The organism is Rhodococcus sp. IEGM 1241, assembly GCF_033142365.1.
GTDB classification, from domain to species: Bacteria; Actinomycetota; Actinomycetes; order Mycobacteriales; family Mycobacteriaceae; genus Rhodococcus_F; species Rhodococcus_F erythropolis.
On the sequence record NZ_JAWLSE010000010.1, the window covers coordinates 1 to 19,972 of the forward strand.

The 19,972-nt window shown below is 61.9% G+C and carries 23 protein-coding genes; 12 read left to right on the top strand and 11 right to left on the bottom strand.

Annotated elements, in window-relative coordinates; all coding sequences use genetic code 11:
• Nucleotides 1-58: 58 nt before the first annotated feature.
• Nucleotides 59-346 carry a hypothetical protein gene (locus R4P70_RS28510; RefSeq protein ID WP_411742489.1) on the bottom strand — a complete coding sequence of 96 codons (288 nt, stop codon included), beginning with the start codon at nucleotides 344-346 and terminating at the stop codon, nucleotides 59-61.
• Nucleotides 347-520: 174 nt separating this feature from the next.
• On the opposite strand from R4P70_RS28510, the gene R4P70_RS28515 reads away from it, so the two are divergent.
• Both R4P70_RS28515 and R4P70_RS28520 read left to right on the top strand, forming a co-directional pair.
• Nucleotides 521-1,441, top strand: a complete 921-nt coding sequence (locus R4P70_RS28515) for an alpha/beta hydrolase (protein WP_317832959.1) — start codon at nucleotides 521-523, stop codon at nucleotides 1,439-1,441.
• Between the two features lie 184 nt (nucleotides 1,442-1,625).
• Nucleotides 1,626-2,534, top strand: coding sequence for a tyrosine-protein phosphatase (locus R4P70_RS28520; protein ID WP_317832961.1), 909 nt, complete (start codon nucleotides 1,626-1,628; stop codon nucleotides 2,532-2,534).
• A 187-nt stretch (nucleotides 2,535-2,721) separates the two neighbouring features.
• On the opposite strand, the gene R4P70_RS28525 is transcribed toward R4P70_RS28520, so the two are convergent.
• On the bottom strand, nucleotides 2,722-3,297 hold the full coding sequence (locus R4P70_RS28525; RefSeq protein ID WP_029255204.1) for a TetR/AcrR family transcriptional regulator: 576 nt from the start codon (nucleotides 3,295-3,297) through the stop codon (nucleotides 2,722-2,724).
• 106 nt (nucleotides 3,298-3,403) lie between these two features.
• On the opposite strand from R4P70_RS28525, the gene R4P70_RS28530 reads away from it, so the two are divergent.
• Complete coding sequence (locus tag R4P70_RS28530; protein WP_099697898.1) at nucleotides 3,404-4,585, top strand: GDSL-type esterase/lipase family protein; 1,182 nt, start codon at nucleotides 3,404-3,406, stop codon at nucleotides 4,583-4,585.
• A gap of 31 nt (nucleotides 4,586-4,616) precedes the next feature.
• On the opposite strand, the gene R4P70_RS28535 is transcribed toward R4P70_RS28530, so the two are convergent.
• On the bottom strand, nucleotides 4,617-5,105 hold the full coding sequence (locus R4P70_RS28535; RefSeq protein WP_283384469.1) for a nitroreductase family deazaflavin-dependent oxidoreductase: 489 nt from the start codon (nucleotides 5,103-5,105) through the stop codon (nucleotides 4,617-4,619).
• 169 nt (nucleotides 5,106-5,274) lie between these two features.
• Here R4P70_RS28535 and R4P70_RS28540 point away from each other — a divergent pair, with 169 nt between their 5' ends.
• Complete coding sequence (locus R4P70_RS28540; protein WP_019748135.1) at nucleotides 5,275-5,781, top strand: glyoxalase/bleomycin resistance/dioxygenase family protein; 507 nt, start codon at nucleotides 5,275-5,277, stop codon at nucleotides 5,779-5,781.
• Between the two features lie 52 nt (nucleotides 5,782-5,833).
• Nucleotides 5,834-6,664 (top strand): MerR family transcriptional regulator, encoded by an 831-nt coding sequence (locus tag R4P70_RS28545; RefSeq protein WP_317832966.1) that lies wholly within the window; start codon nucleotides 5,834-5,836, stop codon nucleotides 6,662-6,664.
• 19 nt (nucleotides 6,665-6,683) lie between these two features.
• Here the strand turns inward: R4P70_RS28545 and R4P70_RS28550 are convergent, their stop codons facing one another.
• Nucleotides 6,684-6,857: a hypothetical protein gene (locus tag R4P70_RS28550; RefSeq protein WP_155404261.1), complete on the bottom strand. Its 174-nt coding sequence runs from the start codon at nucleotides 6,855-6,857 to the stop codon at nucleotides 6,684-6,686.
• Between the two features lie 245 nt (nucleotides 6,858-7,102).
• On the opposite strand from R4P70_RS28550, the gene R4P70_RS28555 reads away from it, so the two are divergent.
• Nucleotides 7,103-8,152: a biotin/lipoate A/B protein ligase family protein gene (locus R4P70_RS28555; RefSeq protein WP_019748138.1), complete on the top strand. Its 1,050-nt coding sequence runs from the start codon at nucleotides 7,103-7,105 to the stop codon at nucleotides 8,150-8,152.
• A gap of 62 nt (nucleotides 8,153-8,214) precedes the next feature.
• Here R4P70_RS28555 and R4P70_RS28560 read toward each other — a convergent pair whose 3' ends face one another.
• Together R4P70_RS28560 and R4P70_RS28565 are read right to left on the bottom strand one after the other, a co-directional pair.
• Entirely contained in the window at nucleotides 8,215-9,378 is a 1,164-nt protein-coding gene (locus R4P70_RS28560) for a hypothetical protein (RefSeq protein ID WP_020907476.1), read from the bottom strand.
• Nucleotides 9,378-10,322 carry a metal-dependent hydrolase gene (locus R4P70_RS28565; RefSeq protein WP_029255210.1) on the bottom strand — a complete coding sequence of 315 codons (945 nt, stop codon included), beginning with the start codon at nucleotides 10,320-10,322 and terminating at the stop codon, nucleotides 9,378-9,380. The genes R4P70_RS28560 and R4P70_RS28565 overlap by 1 nt, the downstream gene beginning before the upstream one ends.
• 226 nt (nucleotides 10,323-10,548) lie before the next feature.
• On the opposite strand from R4P70_RS28565, the gene R4P70_RS28570 reads away from it, so the two are divergent.
• Nucleotides 10,549-11,205, top strand: coding sequence for a TetR/AcrR family transcriptional regulator (locus tag R4P70_RS28570; RefSeq protein WP_317832972.1), 657 nt, complete (start codon nucleotides 10,549-10,551; stop codon nucleotides 11,203-11,205).
• On the opposite strand, the gene R4P70_RS28575 is transcribed toward R4P70_RS28570, so the two are convergent.
• Nucleotides 11,171-11,905 (bottom strand): energy-coupling factor transporter transmembrane component T family protein, encoded by a 735-nt coding sequence (locus tag R4P70_RS28575; RefSeq protein ID WP_283567471.1) that lies wholly within the window; start codon nucleotides 11,903-11,905, stop codon nucleotides 11,171-11,173. The two genes, R4P70_RS28570 and R4P70_RS28575, sit on opposite strands and share 35 nt — an antisense overlap.
• The gene (locus R4P70_RS28580; RefSeq protein ID WP_084326598.1) at nucleotides 11,902-13,941 is read right to left on the bottom strand and encodes an ATP-binding cassette domain-containing protein; all 2,040 of its coding nucleotides are present in this window, start codon (nucleotides 13,939-13,941) and stop codon (nucleotides 11,902-11,904) included. The genes R4P70_RS28575 and R4P70_RS28580 overlap by 4 nt, the downstream gene beginning before the upstream one ends.
• A gap of 102 nt (nucleotides 13,942-14,043) precedes the next feature.
• Between R4P70_RS28580 and dapB the strand changes: the two genes are divergently transcribed.
• A complete protein-coding gene (gene dapB / locus R4P70_RS28585) occupies nucleotides 14,044-14,808 on the top strand; it encodes a 4-hydroxy-tetrahydrodipicolinate reductase (RefSeq protein WP_019748144.1) in 765 nt (254 codons plus the stop codon).
• Nucleotides 14,805-15,269, top strand: coding sequence for a hypothetical protein (locus tag R4P70_RS28590; RefSeq protein ID WP_243617192.1), 465 nt, complete (start codon nucleotides 14,805-14,807; stop codon nucleotides 15,267-15,269). The genes dapB and R4P70_RS28590 overlap by 4 nt, the downstream gene beginning before the upstream one ends.
• 35 nt (nucleotides 15,270-15,304) lie before the next feature.
• Here the strand turns inward: R4P70_RS28590 and R4P70_RS28595 are convergent, their stop codons facing one another.
• A complete protein-coding gene (locus tag R4P70_RS28595) occupies nucleotides 15,305-15,961 on the bottom strand; it encodes a DUF3105 domain-containing protein (RefSeq protein WP_243617193.1) in 657 nt (218 codons plus the stop codon).
• A 47-nt stretch (nucleotides 15,962-16,008) separates the two neighbouring features.
• Nucleotides 16,009-16,956 (bottom strand): hypothetical protein, encoded by a 948-nt coding sequence (locus tag R4P70_RS28600; RefSeq protein WP_317833050.1) that lies wholly within the window; start codon nucleotides 16,954-16,956, stop codon nucleotides 16,009-16,011.
• A 202-nt stretch (nucleotides 16,957-17,158) separates the two neighbouring features.
• On the opposite strand from R4P70_RS28600, the gene R4P70_RS28605 reads away from it, so the two are divergent.
• Nucleotides 17,159-17,557, top strand: coding sequence for a DUF1801 domain-containing protein (locus R4P70_RS28605; RefSeq protein WP_020907486.1), 399 nt, complete (start codon nucleotides 17,159-17,161; stop codon nucleotides 17,555-17,557).
• Between the two features lie 7 nt (nucleotides 17,558-17,564).
• Here R4P70_RS28605 and R4P70_RS28610 read toward each other — a convergent pair whose 3' ends face one another.
• A complete protein-coding gene (locus R4P70_RS28610; RefSeq protein ID WP_243617194.1) occupies nucleotides 17,565-18,722 on the bottom strand; it encodes an isochorismate synthase MenF in 1,158 nt (385 codons plus the stop codon).
• Nucleotides 18,723-18,922: 200 nt separating this feature from the next.
• On the opposite strand from R4P70_RS28610, the gene R4P70_RS28615 reads away from it, so the two are divergent.
• Nucleotides 18,923-19,153 (top strand): phosphopantetheine-binding protein, encoded by a 231-nt coding sequence (locus tag R4P70_RS28615; protein WP_243617195.1) that lies wholly within the window; start codon nucleotides 18,923-18,925, stop codon nucleotides 19,151-19,153.
• A complete protein-coding gene (locus R4P70_RS28620; RefSeq protein WP_317832979.1) occupies nucleotides 19,141-19,941 on the top strand; it encodes a 2,3-dihydro-2,3-dihydroxybenzoate dehydrogenase in 801 nt (266 codons plus the stop codon). The genes R4P70_RS28615 and R4P70_RS28620 overlap by 13 nt, the downstream gene beginning before the upstream one ends.
• Nucleotides 19,942-19,972 lie beyond the last annotated feature (31 nt).

A 19,972-nucleotide genomic window follows, 5' to 3' on the forward strand; every position in this document is an offset into this window, starting at 1 on the left:
CTACGCTACTGAGCAGGGTGAGCAGGCCTTGGTTGAAATCAAATAGCCAGAGCCTCCATCAGACCCAGGGCGATTCATTGAAGCCCAGCGCGGCCATCTGCGCGAAGTCCGTTCTTCCCAGCGGCGTAACGGTGGGTAGACCGGTGCCGTTGGTTGCGTAGTCATTGAGACCGTTGGCGTTCACGCCGCGGAGCAACACCGTTCGTCCGTCGACGTCCTTGATCGTTCGATCTGCGACGGTCAGTTGGGGGAGAGTCCAGCCCGGATCCGGAGGTGAAGCGTTTGCCGCCGGGGCTGCAATCTGGATAGCCAGGATTGCAAGGGTGGCAAGCAACAGCGCGCGCATCCGGTGACCTTTCTAGACAAACGTCCAATTTGGAGATGAGGGTAGCGTGAGAACGCCTTATTGCGGCGCGATTCGCACATACCCGTCACGTCTTCACTGCCTGGAATGCCCCGGCTCGAGGCTGCTGTACGGGGTGCGAGAATTGTCGACAAGTCGCGACCCGAGGGAGCATTTGTGAAGCTTGCACTGACTGATCTGGTCGAACAACTACCCGGCGACGATGTGGCGATCACGCGAGCGTTCTATGCGTCGCGGCTTGCCGGTGTCGGTCCGAGTTCGCTGCAGGAACTGCTTGTGGCGCGAGCATCCAGGGTGGTTGAGCCCACGGCGACCCGGGCTGTTGAACACACACTCGACATCGAGGGTCGATCCGTTTCAGTGCGCGTAGTCACGCCGAAAGACGGCGTTGTCAACGGGATCTATCTGTATCTTCCGGGTGGTGGTTTCTACATGAGTTCAGCGGCCAGCGCTGACGCCCGAAGTACGAGACTTGCCGACGCGGTCGGGGTGGCAGTGGTTACCGTCGATTACCGGCTTGCGCCGGAATTCCCTTGGCCGGCAGCGCCGGACGATTGTGAGGCAGTCGCTTTGTGGCTACTTGATGTCGCTGCCGAACGGTTCGGGACGACCAGGCTCGCCATCGGTGGCATGTCGGCGGGAGCAACCTTGGTGACGACGACATTGCTGCGCCTTCGTGATCGAGGTCTGGCCAAGTCGTTTTCGGGTGCCGTGCTGGAAGCGGGCACGTACGACGTCAGTGCGCAGACTCCCGCGGGCCGCACCATCAGCGACGAATACTTCATCGAAGCCTATGTCGGGCATGTCGATGATCGCACTCTCCCGGATATTTCTCCGACATTCGGCGACCTCAGCGGCCTGCCGCCTACCCTCGTGGTGGTCGGATCAGAAGACGTGGTTCTGGCTGAGAACCTTGCCATGGTGGCGCGGCTGTCGGCGGCCGGTAACGACGTCGACTTGCGTCTCTATCCTGTTGTCCCGCATGGATTTACAAACCATCCAACGCCTGTTGCCCGGCGTGCTGCGCTCGATATGGGTGCTTGGCTTCGGAATCGACTCGACTCCGACCCCGCGTGACAAGCACGGGCGCGGTTCAGTGTGCCGAGGGTGTAGGAGTGGCAGGAGCGGGCAATTCGGGCACCTGAACAAATGTCCGGTTTTTGGGGCAAAGTCGGGACGAGGAGCGCGCCACCCTTGTAATCTCGCACGTGAGTTTGCGGGGGCGCGGGGTCGTCCAGCACAGCGAGTGAAGAGGACGACGATGACGACTGCTTACACGCGCCGCCGAGGGGCGCATTCTTTCGGAATCGCCCTCACTGCGCTGTTTACCGTGGTGGCGGCCTTGACCGGTCCCGCACTCGCCTCCGCCTCGAGCGGCGACCCGCAATCGGGTTCGAGCCAGTTCGGATCGTCCGGGGAGCAACCGCCGCTGCCGGAGATCTCACCGCCGTCCGCGGCCGAGATCAGGCTCGACGAGGCGCGGAACTTCCGCGACATCGGCGGCTATCGGACTACCGACGGCAGGACCGTCCGGACAGGCCTGGTGTTCCGTTCCAACAAGCTCAGCTCGCTCAATGAGACTGATCTGGCCAAACTCACCGCCGCGAACCTGACCCTCGACGTCGATCTGCGTAACACCTCCGAACGCACGGAGGATCCCGATCGGATCCCCGCCGGGGTCACCTACCAGGTCGCCGACGTCGTCAGCATCGACCATGGCATCGCGTTCCACGAGTTCGTTCCCCTGACCCTCGGTCGCGCGTTGATCGACGGCGCGGTCAACGGAACCTCGAACATCGGCCAGAGCATCGGCTACCCGTTCATGGTCAACTACCGTGGCTCCGATGTCGCCTTCCATGATCTGCTGACGGCGATCGCGAACAACTCCGACGGCGCAACCGTCTACCACTGCAGCGCAGGGAAGGATCGCACCGGTTGGGGTACCGCGATCCTGCTGACCATCCTCGGTGTCCCGCGTGAGGTCATCAGTGCCGACTTCATGGCGTCGAACACGTACCTGGGCCGGGACGACGCGGTGGACCTGTCGTGGCTCGATGCGGCGTACGCCCAGGTGGACCGACTCTACGGTGGTATGGATACTTACGTACGGGAGGGCCTCGGCGTCGACCAGGGCACTATCGACTCTCTGCGTGCCAAGCTTCTCCTCTAAGCGCAGCCCCACACCTCGACTTATTGCCCACTCGGACCCTCTGCTGTTCCAGTGCGACCAATGATTACGGGAACGCGCAATTGTGTGGCGCTGCTCCTGCGGTGGGCTCGAGGTTGCGGTCTCCATCATCAGGCCGCATGCCAACACCAAGTGGCGCAGGAACTTTGCTCACAAGAAGCACGCCCGATCATGCACTCGACGCTGGCCAATTGGTCAGCATCGAATCGAGAGCCTCGAGGATCCTGGACCAGCTTTCGGCGCTGTCCGGTGCACTGTGGCTGAACGATCCACCTAACTCCAGGCTGGCATATCCATGGAAAACGCTGCCTAGCAACCGAACTGCGTGAGTCTGGTCGAGGTCGTTGAGGTTGTATCCGCGCAGAATCGATCGCATCATCTGCGAGTGTCTGAAGCCCGCGCTCGCTGCTGCGTCCTCCGGGGTGAGGCGCATCTGTGACGCGGCGTACCGGCCGGGGTGTGCCTTCGCGTAGTCGCGATAGACGTTCGCGAAGGCGGTCAAAGCGTCGCGGCCGGACCGACCGGCCACGGCGTCGGCAGCCTGGTCGGCCATCTCCTCCAAAGCGAGCAACGCGATTCTGGTTTTGAGGTCGTTCGAACTTTTCACGTGGGAGTACAGGCTTGCGACCTTGACGTCGAACTGCCTGGCGACTGCCGATACGGTCACGTGCTCGAAGCCGACCTCGTCGGCCAATTCCGCGCCCGCCATCGCGAGGCGGTCGGCTGTGAGTCCTGCGCGAGGCATGTCAATCGGTCCTGTTCGTTGGGAGGGTAAACCACTTGCCTAAAGAGTATAGGCAAATTACTATCAGCAGTAGCAAACTTCCGTAAACGATTTTCAGGTGAATGAAATGCACAGCCAGAGCAGCTGGATTACTACCGAAATTTCCGAGGACATCGTGCGCGGAGCCCTCGAAATCGAACGGACCGAACGCGGTGTGCTGACGCACCGCCTACCTGCCACGGCTCGCACGCAATTCGCTGACGGGCAGATGGCAATGGCGCAATCACAACCGTCCGGAGTGCGGCTAGTATTCCGAACCAGCGCCACGAGCATCGAACTCGATACTCTGCCCACGAAAATGATCTACACCGGCGCTCCGCCGAGGCCGCAAGGGGTGTACGACCTGCTCGTCGACGGCGAACTGGCCGGGCAAGCAAGCGCTACGGGCGGCAATACGGTGACGATCGACATGGCTACCGGTACCGCTCAGAGGCAGTCCGGACCTGTCAGTATCATCCGTTTCGCGGAGCTGCCCGCGCGATCCAAGACCGTCGAGATCTGGTTGCCACACAACGAGACCACCGAACTTGTCGCATTGCGATCCGACGCGCCACTCGAACTCGCGGTTGATACGAAGCGCCGCGTGTGGCTCCATCACGGAAGCTCGATCAGTCAAGGATCCGGCGCTGAAAGTCCCTCCGGCACTTGGCCTGCTCTTGCAGCCTCCGTCGGCGGCGTGGATCTGATCAACCTCGGGTTCAGTGGCAGTGCTCTGCTGGACCAGTACACCGCCCGCGCGATGCGCGACACTTCTGCTGACCTGATCAGCATCAAGATGGGCATCAATCTGGTCAACTCCGACGTGATGCGCCTACGGGCCTTCACATCTGCAATGCACGGCTTCCTCGACACGGTTCGCGACGGTCATCCAGTGGCGCCGCTGTTGGTCGTTTCGCCCGTCTATTGCCCGATCCACGAGGACACACCGGGGCCTGGTGCCTTCGACTTCGACGCTCTTGCCAGAGGCGAAATGCGATTCGTTGCCACCGGAGATCCCGCCGAGCGGGCATCCGGGAAGCTGACGCTGCGCTCGATTCGGGAAGAGTTGGCGCGCATCGTAACCCAGCGGTCAGTCGATGATCCCAATCTGCATTACGTCGACGGGTGTGATCTCTACGGTGCCGCGGAGAACGAAGAGTTGCCGCTTCCCGATCAGCTCCATCCGGACGCTGCAACGCATCGTCTCATCGGCGAACGCTTTGCCCAACGTGTATTCGCAGACGGCGGTGTATTCGCCGGCGAGGTGTAATCGCGCAATCTGATTCGGCTCACACCACCACTCACATCACGGTGAGCCGAATCAGCGGGTACTTGCGATCGGACTTGCTCTGGTACTTGGCGATTCGGGGCTGGGCGGTGGCCACTTGGTGCCACGCTTGCTCGCGATCGTCGCCTTCGAGTTCGTGAGCTGTGACTGGTACGGCATTTCGGCCGGGCATCTCGATAGACACTCGATCGGGATGCGCCACCACATTCGAGTGCCAGTCCGGGTTTCGACCGCCGCCGCCCGAAGCCACGATCAACAGACCGCCCCTGCCGTCGGACAGGTGCATCAGCGGAGTCTCTCGGGGTTGCCCGCTGCGTCGGCCTACCGTGTGCAGGATGAGGACGTCCATTCCCATGAATGTGCCTTTCCCGCGCCGAATCTTGCGATTCGTGCGGGCGTTCGCGTTCCGCTGCATCCACCGTGACAGTGCGCCGGGACCGCCGGACTTCGGTTCGCTGTGATTCCCGATGGGATCTCTCGGTGTTGGATCCGTCTGTGCCATGGTCGGCTACCTCCAGTTTGTCGGCGTGAGCGTCGTTTCGACAAACCTATGAGGCTTGCGGGCTCGGTGCTTCTCGATTTCTGATCACTGTGTTTTCCGGTCACTGTGTTTTGTGATCGGAGTTCACAAGATTTGACCCTGACGTAGCGTGAGGGCTCACGATGACTTCATGACCGACACCTACCCTGCATTCGACGTCAGCCCCGTCCCTGTCCCTACGACCGATGCCGTGCCTCCGGAACAGTTCCGAGGTCTCTACGGTATGCCGATGTTCGTGTCTGTTCCGACTTCGGATCTGGCCGAATCGGCAGACTTCTGGATCCGCGGGCTCGGTTTCTTCGACCTCTTTTCGGTGCCTGATCGACTGACGCATCTGCGGCGCTGGGCATTTCAAGACGTTCTGCTCGTGCCCGGCGAGCGAGCAGATTCACCACCGTCCATCAGCGTGAGCTTTGCGTGTGTGCTGAGTCAGATCGACCAGATAGCAAAGGCGTGTGAGGAATTGCGGCCCGGATGCACCAGCGGTCCAGACCTGAAGCCGTGGAATTCACTGGAGTTGGAGATCGTGACACCGGAGAACGCGCGTGTGATCATGACGGCCGCTCGTCCGTACGACCCGAACAGTGCCGAGGCCGAGCATCTGCGAGGTATGGGAATTGACGGACCCGACGACTGAACAGAAGTCTGACGCGGTGGTCTCGCGCGCCGCGTCTGTCAAACTGGATGCCGTGACGGATCAACTCTTCGGAGACGAGGCAGACAATGCTCTTACCGTCGGTGCTGCCGCATCTCGGCTGGGCATAACTGTACGTACCCTTCATCATTGGGACGCAATCGGTTTGGTGTGCCCATCCGGGCGCAGAGACGGAGGCTACCGGCTGTACACCGACGCCGACCTCGGCCGAATTGGTCGCGTACTTGTCTACCGCGACGTGGGCTTGTCGCTCGACGAGATCGGGATACTGCTCGAATCGCCGGCAGCCCACGTGGACGAAACACTGCGCGGGCAGCGCGCCGAGTTGCGACAACGGATTGCCGACTTGGAGCAACGGGGCGAGTCCTTGGATCGCATCATCGATGCCAGGAAGTCCGGTGTGCTGTTGCCGGTAGACGAGCAGGTGTCGATCTTCGGCCGACACTGGCAGCCGTCATGGGGACCGGAGGCGCACGAGCGTTGGGGTGACAGTGCGCAGTGGGCGCAGCACGCGGAACGGTCGGCGGGTAGGACCGCTGAGGATTGGCAGAAGATCGCCGACTGCGTCGAGACGCTCAACGAAGATCTGGCGCTGGCGTGCCGCGCGGGTGTCGAACCGGGAAGCGCCGAGGCGAATTCGCTGGCAGAACGCCACCGAGCGTCGATCGGGGTCTACTTCGACTGCACACACTCGATGCAGGTGTGTCTGGGACGGATGTACGTTGGCGATCCGGGATTCTCCGAGTTCTACGACGCGCTGTTCTACGAGACGGTCGAGGCCGGTCTGACCGCGTGGCTCCGCGCTGTCATCGATGCGAACGCTCTGGCACATGGAGTTGTCCCCGAATCGGCGACATGGGTGTGAGTGAGCTGGTGGTCGCTCGTCAGTCCAAAGACGCGCAGGCAGTGCACCACGGTCGGCCGTCGACCCCGGGGGCACGATGGGGTACTGCGATGCGCGCGGCCAAGATGCAGCTTTCGTTGTCGTGATAGACGTCGAGGTCCGAAGGTTCCGTCGAGTGGAACGCCGGGACCTTCATGTCTACCTCCGTTGTCACTCGCCAGAGAGTTGGCTCGTTGCGGTAATCCTCCCACCCCAGCGATCATCTCGCCTGTCGGAAGAAGTAGGAGTCGAGGCAGGGCCCGACACGGGCTGTCCTCACCGCGCGATCATGCAGCCGCACAGCGGTTTACAGGTGTGAGAGCCTGATCACCCTTCCGGTCGAACCGATGCGCACTGCGCGCGCGGTGTGATCTTCGACGGCGCTCACCGCAGAGAATCGCACAGGGATAGGCTGGACGAATGCGTGGAGAGTACAAGGTTCCTGGTGGAAAACTGGTCGCGGTCGACGTCGAGGTGGCGGACGGTCGGCTGGCCGAAGTCGCAGTCTCGGGGGACTTCTTCCTCGAGCCCGACAGTGCGCTCGACGACATCAACGCGGCGTTGCGCGGAATGCCAGCCGACTCGGATGCAGAACAGTTGGCACAAGCTATCTCCAGCGCGCTCGACGAGTCCGTCTCGATGATCGGCTTCACGCCGCAGTCGGTCGGTATTGCGATCCGGCGCGCACTCGGTCACGCCACGAGTTGGGCGGATCACACGTTCGACCTCATCCCACCGGTGGTTCTGGACCCAGCGATGCACGTCGCGCTGGACGAGGTCATCGCGCGTGAGGTGGCATCGGGTGAGCGTCCGCCGACACTGCGATTCTGGGACTGGGACTCGCCCTTGGTCGTGATCGGATCGTTCCAATCCGTGCGTAACGAGGTCGACTCCGAGGCTGCTGCGCGGCACGGCATCGGCGTGGTGCGCCGAATCTCCGGTGGCGGCGCGATGTTCATGGAACCTGGCAACTGCATCACGTACTCGTTGGCAGTACCGGCGTCGTTGGTCGAAGGTTTGAGTTTCGAGCAGTCCTACGCGTTTCTCGATCAGTGGGTGATGGGAGCGCTGGCCGAGGTGGGTATCAACGCTCGGTACGTGCCGCTCAACGACATCGCCTCGGACAAGGGCAAGATAGCCGGCGCCGCTCAGAAGCGATTCGCGTCCGGCACCGTGCTCCATCACGTGACCATGGCCTACGACATCGATGCGGAGAAGATGACGCAGGTGCTGCGAATCGGGCGAGAGAAGATGTCGGACAAGGGAACCAAGAGCGCAGCCAAGCGGGTCGATCCGCTGCGTTCTCAAACCGGAATGACGCGTGCAGCGATCCTGGAGTCGTTTGCGCAGCACTTCCGCGGCCAGTACGACACCCGTGACAGCGACTACACGGACTCGGAGTTGGAGCAGGCGCGCAAGCTGGTGGACACGAAGTTCAGCACCGAAGCGTGGACTCACCGCGTCCCCTGACGCCGTTGTCTCGAGACACCGACAAACCGGGACGAGACCCGAGAGGTCTCGTCCCGGTCGACCTAGCTGGCCGGAGTCGTTGAGTTTGCCCCGAGAAGTTCAGCGTCGTCGTCGACGACGGAGTTCCTCTTCGGAATGGTGAAAGTTGCGCTCACACACAGGATTGCGATGACGAAGCACGCCAGCGTGTACCAGAGGTTCCCGACTGGATCTCCAGCGCTGGTGGAACCGTCGACTGCGTCGAAGAAGTCCGGAAGCGCACTCGCCCACAGTACGGCCATGACAACCAGGTACACCACGCTGTAAATCTGGACGAACCTGTTGGTGTGTGCAGGAGCGTTCGATTCTGCCGAGCGCAGGTTTCTCCACTGGCGGACGAGAACCACGATCGCGACCACTGTGAGGACGGCGAGTTCCGCCGCATAGAGGAACCCACGAACGGTGTCACTGCCCATCCCGAAGACCGTCGCCGGGAGCGGGAGAATGAACGTACCCAGCGAGGCCAGCAGGCCGATCACGATGGTGCGCCAAACCAACTGAAGCCCGGAGAAGTGCTTGCCGGCATCGACATGCCGTCCGACGAAGTACTGGACGCAGAATGCCAACGACATCGGCCACAACGCGGCAAAGACGACCACGCTGGGGAGTGGAACCGCGTCGAACATGGGTTGGTTGATCGGGTTCGACGTCGACCACTCCCACCACCGCAACTGGGGTCCGAGGTGATCGAAGATTTCGTAGAACGCATGGTGGACGAAGCCGACGCAGACTGCGCCCAGCAGTGGACCGTATTTGCGGAAAACGCCGAGCATTCTGACTATTTCGAAGGCCAACGTCGCCATGAGCGGGTAGATGGCAATGATGTACAGCGGCAGTCGACCCCACATGAAGTCGACGGTGAACACGTTGTGCGCGAACATCGTGTCCACTTGTTCTTCGATGCCGAAGGCTGCCGGGAAGTACAGCGGAGGCTCGATGATGAACAGGTAGGCGGTGGCGCCGAACCAAAGGACCAGGTTGGTGGGGTCGCCGTTGCGGCGCAGTCGCACGATCGCCAAGACCAGTGCGAGTACCGAGCCGACGATGATCGTCCATTCGAGTACGGGCAGGGTCCAGTTCTCGAGGGCCGCCGGGTTACGGAACTCGACGAGTCCACCTGCTTCCTGACAGGAGAAACCGAGTTCTGTTGCCAGTTGGGCAAACGTGGGGGAGCAGTGCTCTGCCATCAGTTGGCCCCTGACGTGATCGACTCTTGTGCCTGAGATTCAGCGGTGTACCAGCGTGTGCAGTCGTAGCCGTCGTCGTAACGCTTGAACCACTGGTCGGCCAGTGCGGGGAGCTTCTCGTGGTCCGGGTTGTGATTGGGCATCTGGCTGCGGAAGACACCGCCGAGCGCGACGAGTTGTTCGCCGAGTTGTAGGTGATCGAAGGCGCGGGGCATGGTGCCCTTGGTCAGGTAGGGCGCAAACGACGTCAGAATCTTCTGCTTGGTGCGGTGCATGGCGAACATCGACAGTGAGTCGACTTGCCGTTCGGAGAGTGGAACGTGCTGGTTGAACCCCGCACAGGCGATGCGAATCACCTTCATGACGTGCGCGAAGATCGACGGCGCCATTCGCATCCGGTAAAGCTCGCTTCCGACAACGGAATTGAAGATGATCAGTGCCGAGCTGCGATGCTCGACCTCCTCGACGAAGTGCCAGATGAACAGTGACGCGACGCGGTCGTCTCCCGGACGGAACAAGGTCGCCTCGTTGTCGAGCATCAGTTTGAACACCGGTGTGAAGGTCGCCTCCAGATCTGCGGTGTACGCGAGCCGGTAGTTCAACGAGGTCGCCTCGGTGAGCAAATCGAATTCACCGATCACGGCGTCGAGTGTGTTCTGCAGTCCGGGGTATCGCCTGATCAGAGCTTTCACATGTTGGCGGTGGGCGGTCGAGTGGTGGCCTTCTTGACGCATGAATGCCACGGCTTCCTCGGCGACCTCCGGATCGCTGATCCGCGACTTGGTTTGCATGATCATCTTCACGATCATTTTCTCGAAACCGATGGCCAGGAACGAGACCGCGTTGGACATGCTCGACCAGGCCGGATTCTCCGGGTTCCACAGGAAGGGAACGTCATGATCCTCGAATCCGAAATCCATCTTTCGGGGCTGAAGGTTGGTCACTTGTCGAACCTCGTCTTTCGGAGGGGCTGGTCAGGTGGCCGCTCTGGCACTCGAAGCCACGTGTGGCGGTAATCATACATATTGGTGTGCAGTTGTATGTTCACTTTTCGATGACGAACGTGAATTCGAGGAACGCAGATGCAAAACCTGCCTGTGTTAGCCTGTGGCTCTTGGACTTCGAGCGCAAAGACATGGTTCGAGCCTCGTTCGAGCGAGGAAGTGGGCAGTGGCACGAAGGCGTGGGTGGGGCGGCAATCCACCGGTCAACGACGAAGATGCGTCTCGTCGAATTGTCGAGGCCGCGGTCGAGCTGATCGGTCGGACGAGTTCGGAAATCAGCATCGGCGACGTCGCGGAGTCACTGGGCGTGATCCGGCAGACCGTGTATCGATACTTCCCCAGCGCCGACGCTCTGATGCGGGCAGCGGCGATCGCGTCGGTCGACGGCTACCTCGATCGACTCACCACACACGTGAGCGGCATCGAAGATCCCGTCGAGGCGATGACCGAGGGTGTTCTCTACACACTGACTCAGGTCCACCGAACACCGCATCTCGGCATCCTTCTCACAAGCACGAATACGAGTCTGCACCCGGAGGGTCTGACCTCTCAGGAGGCGCAAGCCTTCGGAATGGCGATGATCAACCGCTTCGACGTGGACTGGGTGCATTACGGCTACGACGACGCGTCACTTCAGGAACTGGTCGAATACGTCCTGCGGACGATGCAGTCGTTTTTCCTCGCGCCTGGCGACCCACCGCGGAGCGATGAGGAACTGCGGCGATACCTACGGCGCTGGATGGGTTCTGCGATCATCGCCCAGGCAAATTCTGTCAGCGATGACTCGATCAGCGCAGAACTATCGTCAAAGCAACGGCACTGACGCACGCGGCGATGACGACGGTCAGTGCGAACAGGTCGGCGAGCTGAGGGCGCTTGGGGTACGCCGCAATCAGTCCAGTGCCCCCTCGAGCGGAGATTGCTTCGCCCATTTCGGCAGACCGCCGAATTGCCACGGACATGGTTGTGGTGATCAGGTCGACTATCGAATTGTCGGCCGCGCTGTTCACCACAGCTTTCGGGCGCAGTCGTCGCGCCGCTACCAGGGTGAGCATCTCGTCGATCAACAGCGGAAGTGAACGAATGCAGAGGGCGGTCGCGATGGCCCACTCGTCGACCGGGATCTTGAATATTCGCAGCGGTCTACCGAGCGTTGCCAGTGCCGGCGCCACGTCGCTCATCGACGTGGTCCACGCCAACATCAGTGAGACGCAGAGCAATACAAGACCGAACGTCACAGCTTGCAGGTAGATGAACACCGCGTCGATGCCGATCGGAAGGTTGATCAACGCGCCGAGCAGGATCAGCGCCCACAACCACCACGGGGGTCGGGGAACTGAAGTCGGGGGGATGCGTCCGATCACCGCGGTCAGCAACAACAATCCCAGTACGACGCCGATCGCCGGCCAGGACGGCGCGGCCACGACCACGATGCTGACGAGAACGACGGCAACGATCTTCGTTCCGGCCCACAATCGGTGGATCGGCGATGAAGTTGGGACTTCGCGCAGAAGTGTTGTCACGTCGTCGATCCTTCCAAGGCGCTGCTGGCGGCAGGGTCGAGGATGCGACCCTGCGACAGTCGAATTGTTCTGCTGCAGACGGCGTCCATGCCGTCGACATCGTGGGAGATGACGACTACTGCGGTTCCGTTCCGACGAATCCACCTGAGTACGTTCAGGATTTCGTGTCGGCCGGGTGGATCGAGACCGGCCAATGGTTCGTCGAGGATGAGTACGCGGGGTTGGCGGACGAGGAGACCGGCCAGTACGACGCGTCGCATCTGTCCGCCGCTCAACTCGTCGATACTGCGGCCGGCGATGTGACGGTCGAGTCCGACGGCGTCGAGCGCCCAGGAGACTTGCACCGATCCGATCTCCGGACCACCGGCGGCCTCGATGTCTTCGGCGACGGTTCGGCGTTGCAGCTGCAGCCTCGAGTGTTGGAACGTCAGACCGACAGTGCCGAGCTGACGCGAGACGGGTTTGCCGTCGAAGACCGCGGTTCCCCGGCTCGGTGCGATCAAGCCCGCCATGATCCAGGCCAGGGTCGATTTACCGGAACCGTTGCCGCCCAGGACCAGTAGCCCGTCCCCGTCGCCGATGGTCAGATTCACGTCCGAGAGTGCGCGCCGCGACCACGGAGTCCGGTCGTTGTAGGTGTGGGTGACATCGGTGAGTTGGAGGACAGTTCGAGTGCCGGCCGGCCACGGCGCAGACGGCGGACCCGCGAACGTCGACGTCATCCAACCGGGTTGGTGATCGATTTGCCGTCCGCGTTGTAGTTGAATCACCCGATCTGCGTTGCGGGTGTCGGCGTGGTGATGGGTGACCAGAACCACGGCCATCGGATGGCGCCGGGGCAGTTCGGCGAGGAGCGAGACCAATTCCTCCCGGCCGGCCTGATCGACCATCGCGGTGGCTTCGTCCGCGATCAGCAGAGCGGGGCGCCGCGCCAGCGCGGCAGCAACCGCCAGACGTTGCATCTCGCCGCCGGACAGCCCTGAGGTCTCGCGCATGCCCATGCCCGCGAGTCCCACCTCGGCCAGCAGTGCATCGACGTCGGGATGCGACTCGGGCGGAAGCCCCCAGACGACGTCATCGGCGACGCGGGTTCCGAGGATCTGGCTCTCGGGACGTTGGAGGACGACGGCGGTTCCGCCGTGTCGACCGAGACCGGCGGACCCGGGCCTCGTCAGGGTCCCAACGGTCGGTGCGCGACCGGCGAGCAACCGGGTGAGTGTGGACTTGCCCGAGCCGTTGTGGCCGACGACGGTGACGAACTCTCCTCGTCGAACCGTGAAGTTGACGTCGACGAGCGCCGGCGTCGATGCGCCCGGATAGGTGAAGCCCACGTGATCGAAAGTGACCGGTAGCGGATCGATCGGACGGTCGTCGGGTGCTGTCTGGAGCGGGTCGGCCGAGGGGAGTGCAGCCAATCGATCGAGGACGGCACCGAGGACAAAATAGGAGACGACGGTGCTGAGGACGATTCCGGAGATGATCGACACGCCGATCCACAACCACCAGTAGTCGATGATCGAGCCGATGCTGTTCTCGATCCATTCGGCTGCGCCGACCAGCGTCGGGGCACGCTTCAAGATTGCGGCCACGCCAAGCGCGGTGTTCTCCAGCGAGGTCAACAACAAGGTGCGCAGGGGCGCGAGAACAAGCAACAGGACTATGGAGAACAACGCCAGCGCGGGTCCGATGACAAGGGACGACAGCAACGCGGAGACGAAGCCGAGACCGCGCCGCTTGACCGTACCGATGATTCCGCCGAGGAGAGCGCTCAGCGCGACCGCCGCCGCAGATCCCGAACCCGCTGCGACGAAAGCGACCGCAGTAGCCGAGACGCCGGCCGTCATCACGGCGCGGACTCGAAAGCGCTGGGCAACAATTCCCATCGGAACGGCGGCCACGAGGTTGAGGGCGCTGGCCATGGGGATGACCGTGGCAATGACGGACAACGCGACCGTGAATCCGGCCATGACGGCACCCGTTGCCAACTCGAGTGGTCGAAGGTTGCCGGTTTCGCGGACTTGCGGACGGTTGCTCACTACGTCCAGTGTGCCAGTGGTGACATAACTCCTGCCCGACTGATGGTGAGCGCATCGGCACGATTGCGTAGGCTTCACCTCAAACAATGCATCGGACGGAGCGTGGAAGACGTGAGTGCAGCACCCATCAGGGTCGGGGTTCTGGGAGCCAAGGGCAAGGTCGGTCGAGCGATCTGCGAGGCAGTGGAAGCTGCTCCCGATCTGGAACTTGTCGCTCAGGTCGATACCGGTGATCGCATCGAGACGTTCGTCGACACCCGCACTCAGGTAGTCGTCGATTTCACGCACCCCGACGTCGTCATGGGAAATCTGGAATTCCTCGTGGCCAACGGAATTCACGCCGTGATCGGCACCACCGGTTTCGACGAGTCCAGGCTTGCGACTGTGCAGTCCTGGCTCGACGAGCAGCCTGCAACGGGTGTTCTGATCGCCCCGAACTTCGCCATCGGTGCTGTGTTGTTGATGCGCTTCTCGGCTGCCGCGGCGCGCTTCTTCGATTCCGTCGAGGTCATCGAACTTCACCACCCCAACAAGGCAGATGCTCCCTCGGGCACCGCGTACCGAACGGCCGCCATGATCGCCGAGGCTCGCGCGGAAGCAGGCGTCGGACGCAGCCCTGACGCCACCACGACCGAGCTCGAGGGTGCGCGCGGCGCCGACGTCGACGGCGTCCGGGTTCACTCCGTGCGGATGGCCGGACTGGTCGCGCATCAGGAAGTGATTCTCGGAACTCAGGGCGAGACGCTGACCATTCGCCACGACTCGATCGACCGGAATTCGTTCGCGCCGGGCGTTCTGCTCGGTGTCCGCCAGATCGGCTCGCGTCCGGGCCTGACGGTCGGTATCGATTCCTTCCTCGATCTATGAACAAGACCACCCGCACCCTCGCGCTGATCGTTGCGATCTGTATCGCGCTCGCGGTGTACTTCGTGTTGCTCGGCCAGCGCGGAATTCAGCTCATCCAAGACGGAGGCGGCGCCGCGATCGGTCTCGGGATCGGCGTGCTGATCCTGCCGTTCCTGGGGCTGTGGCTCGTCATCGCCACCATTCGCGCCGGCTTCACACACCAACGCCTCGCGCAGCAGATTCACGACGAGGGCCTCGCTGTCGATGCGTCTTCACTTCCGAAATTGCCTTCGGGCCGGATCGAGCGGGCGGCTGCCGACGAGTTGTTCGCTCAGATCAAGGTCGACTGGGAAGCAGACCCGGACAACTGGAAGCAGAACTTCCGACTCGCTCGCGCCTACGACTATGCCGGTGACCGAAGCCGGGCGCGGGAAACCATGCGCCGCGCAGTGGAACTGGAACGTCGGTCGCGAGGCAAGTAGTTTCTCCCTGGTAGGAACAGGGGTCTGCTGGGATGCTACCGCTCCGGAACTGTTGCGGGAGAAGACGGATCCGGAGTGGTGGGGTCGAATGGCGGCGGGTTGTTCGGGTCGAAGCTAGTCATCGGCACCGAACACGTCGCGCCCACTTCGGGATACGTGTTCGGGTTGACTCGTAGCGCCGAGACGAATTGATCGATGCGAGCGTCCTCAGCGTTGTCGAGTTTGAGTTGACGGCCCCAGGACTGCAGCGAGATCGGCGAATCCAGGGTCGGATACGGCGACATCAAGGTGTAGCTCATGCCTTCGACTCGCTGTGCCAAGCGCGCCTGATCCTCACTCGAGACCAGGTCGGGGTTGTACGTGATCCACACTGCCCCGTGCTCGAGGGAATGGACCGCATTCTCGGTTCGAATGGCTTGCGGGTAGACAACTCCGGTGCAGTTTGCCCAGACCGAATCATGGCGACCACCGAAGGGCGGTGAATGTGTGTACGCCACACGTTCGTTCGGCCGTACGTGTTGAGCTGCCGGGTAGTCGACCGTGACAACTCCGTCGATGGATTCGGACGGATCCGGATTGTCGACGCTCGGAACAAACGCATCCGGTCGAGGTGTTCCTTCGAGAGAATTCGCGCACGAAGCCAGCGCGAGAACTGTCGAGAACGCCACTGTTGCTCGAAGTTGTTTGTTCACTCGGCCATGATAGCGGCGCCTGTCCGCTTTCCCGAGACGTGAATCGACTACGACCCGAGAGAGCTTGTGGTTCCGCCCGAGAGCGCGATGTCACTGGCGCCTCGAAGAATTCGGAGCGGAGGCAGCGGCCCTTGGTATGCCTCGGAGCCACTGATCAGATCACCGGCCGCGTCGAACGCGATCGCTTCACCTTGTGGCTCGTCGGGAAGGGGCACACGAATAGGCGTGGTGGTCAAGGCTTTCGCGACATCGCCGTCGGGAGCTGTGTAGAGGTAGACATCGGTGTAGGTGCGCAGCGCTACCACCGTGCCGTCTTTGCTCACGGCGCCTCCGGTGACAGCCATAGTTCCGGCATGGGGGACCGGTCCACCGGAAGTGAGGGTGGGAGTAAATCTGAGCTGACCTACCTTGGCCAACATGGTCGGCGACGCCGTACTCAGATCCTGAACCTGCTGTCGTTCAGCGGTTGTGTAGACCACGCTTGCGCCCAGGTAATCCTTGGTGACGATGACGGGAAGCCCGTTGCTCTGGATCAGCAGTGTCTCGGCATCGTGCGCCCCGTCCGGATAAACCAGGGGGTAGGAGGTCGCGGCACCTGAAGTCGGATCGAGTTCGATCAGCCCGATCGACGTTCGTACCGCGTTGTTGTCGCCGATGTCTGCCAGCCACAGGTGGCCGTCGGGAGTCGACGAGAGATCCTCGACATCGACACGAGGGGTGCCCACGTTGATCCAGCGCTGAACGTGGCAGTTCGAATCGAGTTCGGCGACTCGATCATCGGAGCCGCTGTCGCCGATTGCGTATATCCCGGCCGCGGTGACGGTGAGTCCGGACAGCTCGGAAAGGCCTGCATCGGTGGGTGTGCACAGTACGTCGAAAACGCGCGGGGCCTGTTGCGCCGCCGCCGGAACAGTGTGAACGCCGACGACTGCGGCGGCGAGAAGAACCGATCCGGCAGCCGCAGCGACTGAATGGGCGAGCGGGCGATTCCACATCACGATGCAGTCCTCCGGGCCGAAGAATCGGGACTTAGTACCCAGAGAATACTGGACGTCCGTCTCACTTTGTCCGAATTCCAAGAAATCGCGCTTGCCGAGACGTCGTGATGCGTCAGTGATTCGCTGAGTGAATGTTGGTGCAGGAGGGGATACTCGACTCACCGGAGATCGGCGGCAACGAGCAGGAAGTGACGAAGCGATGGCGAAGCGTGATTCCGAAAAGCAAGGCGCAGATTCCCCGTCTCAGTTGATCGACCAGCGAATCGAGGAACTCGGAGACTGGCGGGGCGAGATGCTCTCCCGGATACGAACTCTGATCAAAGAGGTGGATCCGGATGTGGTGGAGGAATGGAAGTGGCGAGGAGTTCCCGTGTGGTACCACGCTGGAATGATCTGTACCGGTGAGACTTACAAGAGTGCAGTGAAGGTGACTTTTGCCAAAGGCGCATCACTCGACGACGCCTCAGGTCTCTTCAACTCCAGCCTCGAGGGCAATACGAGACGGGCGATCGATTTTCACGAAGGTGAAGCCGTCGACGAAAAGGCGTTCAAGGCACTCGTTCACGCCGCGATTGCCCTGAACACCTCGAAGAAGTGATGCCTGATCAGAGCTGATGTTCAGCGAGGTCGAACGCACTGAGTAACGTGCGGAATTTTGTACTGGTCTCTATCAGCTCGATTTCCGGATCGGAGGAAGCGACGATTCCGCCGCCTGCGTACGCCCGCGCCGAGAGGCCGTCTGCTGCAATCTCGGCGCAACGAATAGCCACCATCCACTCGCCGTCTCCGGTTCGGTCGCACCAGCCCACGGCACCGGCGTAGAACCCGCGGTCCCCTTCGGTCGCGGTGATGTGCTCGCGTGCGGCGCCCGTCGGTGTTCCGCAGATGGCGGGGGTCGGGTGCAGCGCCATTGCCAGCTCGAGCGAGGTCAGGCTCGGATCGGCCAGGACACCTTCGATCTTGGTCCCGAGGTGCCACAGTTGCGGTGTCCGAAGGAGTTCCGGTGCGCTGGGTGCATTGAATGATGTGCACAGTGGTCCGAGTATCGCGCTGATGGAGTCGACGACAAACGCGTGTTCGGCGAGATCTTTGGTCGACGCGCGGAGTTGCTCGGCATTCGCCTCGTCCTGATCCGAATTCGGGTGCCGTGCAATCGAGCCCGCCAAGGGGTGGCAGGTGACGACGTCGCCTCGCCGTTCGATCAGAACCTCGGGCGTCGAGCCGACCAGCGAACGCCCGCGGTACTTTCCTCCGGCGGGGGACAAGTCGACGCAGAAACCGTTGTGCGCGTGATCGAGTGCAATCAGTTTCTCGGCCAGAGCGGCGGGAAAGATCGTGGACTCGGCCTCGATGGTCAGGGAGCGTGCGAGGACAACTTTGTCGAGTTCGCCTGCTCGAAGACGTTCGATGGCGCCGCGGACTCTGTCGGTGTGGATCTGCGGGCTGGGTTCGAATCCGGCTACCCGCGAAGTGGGTAGCGTCGGTGCGTTCGAGTGATATAGATCACCGCGGACTCGTGTGAAACTCAGTGGCGCGGTGAGGGCGGACGGCGTCTCCGGTGAGAACGGCAGGGCGCCGACGACCGAGTCGATGCGGCCCGTTTTGAGGGCTTCAGCGGCGTCGAAGGCCGAGTCGAATTCTTCGACTACTCCCGAAGTACGGATCGACGTTTGCCTACGTGAGAGCAGGAAAACGGAGTCCGTTTCATCGTCAGTCCGGTTGTTGCGCAACGGGAATTCGGAGACTTCGGCGAGTGCTGACATGGACACCCTTCCAGTTCGACAGGATTACTTGCTATGTTGAGGCTAGCCTTAGTTAGGGTAATTTGTGTCGTGAGCATCCGGGTTGTGTACTTCCGTACCGTTATGGTTAGGCTGGCCTAAAGTAAAGGCGTGCGGACGGGGTCGACACGAGGGGCGGGTTGGCTCGATCTGAGCGCGTCGACCACTACTCGAGGAGACCGATGAACAACACCGTGGACCGTGACCAGATCGTGCGCGACGTCGCCGAGGTTCTGTCGATGAGGGCAGAACAACTCGGCGACGACGCGGACCTGGGTGACGAAGGCCTGGACTCGGTTCGCTTGATGACGCTCGTCGAACGCTGGCGAGGAGCGGGCGCGGATGCCGACTTCGCGGAGTTGGCAGAAGAACCGACCATCAATGCCTGGGTTCAGGTGCTGTGCCCGCAGTGAACGATCGCCGAATTGCCGTGGTCACCGGTGCGGCGGCGGGGATCGGCGCCGCAGTGGCCCGGACTCTTGCGCGCGACGGGTATTCGCTGGCACTTCTCGATCGCGACGACGTCGAACTGAAGCGGGCAACTGCGGAATTGGCAGAAACAATCGTCGAAGGCGCCGATATCGAGAGTCACGTCGTGGACGTGACCGATCGGCAGGCAGTCGACGCTGCAGTGGCCTCCACGATGGATACGTTCGGCCGGATCGACGCGCTCGCGCACGTCGCCGGAATTCTGGACACCGGATCGGTGCTTGACTCCGATCCAGACCAGTGGCGGAATATATTCGGCGTCAACGTCTTCGGATTGCTCAACGTTCTGCAAAGTGTGGGACTGGAAATGCGTCGCCGGCGGGCTGGGTCGATCGTGGTGGTCTCGTCCAACGCGGCCGGTGTCCCACGTATCGGGATGGGTGCTTACGGTTCGTCCAAAGCTGCTGCCACCATGTTGGTTCGAACCGCGGGTCTGGAGTTGGCTGTCGACGGGATTCGCGTCAACGTTGTCGCTCCGGGTTCCACAGACACAGCGATGCAGCGGTCTTTGTGGTCGGACCCTTCCGACGATTCGGGTGCCGATGCGGTCATCGAAGGCAATCTGGCGGGCTATCGCCTGGGCATTCCGCTCGGAAAACTTGCCACCGCAGACGATATCGCGGACTCGGTGCACTTCCTGCTGTCCGACCGGGCGGCCCACATCACCATGCAGGCGCTGTACGTCGACGGCGGAGCGACGCTAAAAGCGTGAGATGTATTTGCTGACAGTACTTTCGAAGAGG

Excerpts from the sequence above, each read along its gene's own strand:
- R4P70_RS28535 (WP_283384469.1), bottom strand. The coding sequence starts at position 5,105 with ATGGCACAGACGGATCCAACACCGAGAGATCCCATCGGGAATCACAGC.
- R4P70_RS28605 (WP_020907486.1), top strand. The coding sequence starts at position 17,159 with ATGGCGAAGCGTGATTCCGAAAAGCAAGGCGCAGATTCCCCGTCTCAG.
- R4P70_RS28510 (WP_411742489.1), bottom strand. The coding sequence starts at position 346 with ATGCGCGCGCTGTTGCTTGCCACCCTTGCAATCCTGGCTATCCAGATT.
- R4P70_RS28600 (WP_317833050.1), bottom strand. The coding sequence starts at position 16,956 with ATGTGGAATCGCCCGCTCGCCCATTCAGTCGCTGCGGCTGCCGGATCG.
- R4P70_RS28520 (WP_317832961.1), top strand. The coding sequence starts at position 1,626 with ATGACGACTGCTTACACGCGCCGCCGAGGGGCGCATTCTTTCGGAATC.
- R4P70_RS28530 (WP_099697898.1), top strand. The coding sequence starts at position 3,404 with ATGCACAGCCAGAGCAGCTGGATTACTACCGAAATTTCCGAGGACATC.
- R4P70_RS28610 (WP_243617194.1), bottom strand. The coding sequence starts at position 18,722 with ATGTCAGCACTCGCCGAAGTCTCCGAATTCCCGTTGCGCAACAACCGG.
- R4P70_RS28560 (WP_020907476.1), bottom strand. The coding sequence starts at position 9,378 with ATGGCAGAGCACTGCTCCCCCACGTTTGCCCAACTGGCAACAGAACTC.
- R4P70_RS28615 (WP_243617195.1), top strand. The coding sequence starts at position 18,923 with ATGAACAACACCGTGGACCGTGACCAGATCGTGCGCGACGTCGCCGAG.
- R4P70_RS28590 (WP_243617192.1), top strand. The coding sequence starts at position 14,805 with ATGAACAAGACCACCCGCACCCTCGCGCTGATCGTTGCGATCTGTATC.
- R4P70_RS28525 (WP_029255204.1), bottom strand. The coding sequence starts at position 3,297 with ATGCCTCGCGCAGGACTCACAGCCGACCGCCTCGCGATGGCGGGCGCG.
- R4P70_RS28540 (WP_019748135.1), top strand. The coding sequence starts at position 5,275 with ATGACCGACACCTACCCTGCATTCGACGTCAGCCCCGTCCCTGTCCCT.
- R4P70_RS28555 (WP_019748138.1), top strand. The coding sequence starts at position 7,103 with ATGCGTGGAGAGTACAAGGTTCCTGGTGGAAAACTGGTCGCGGTCGAC.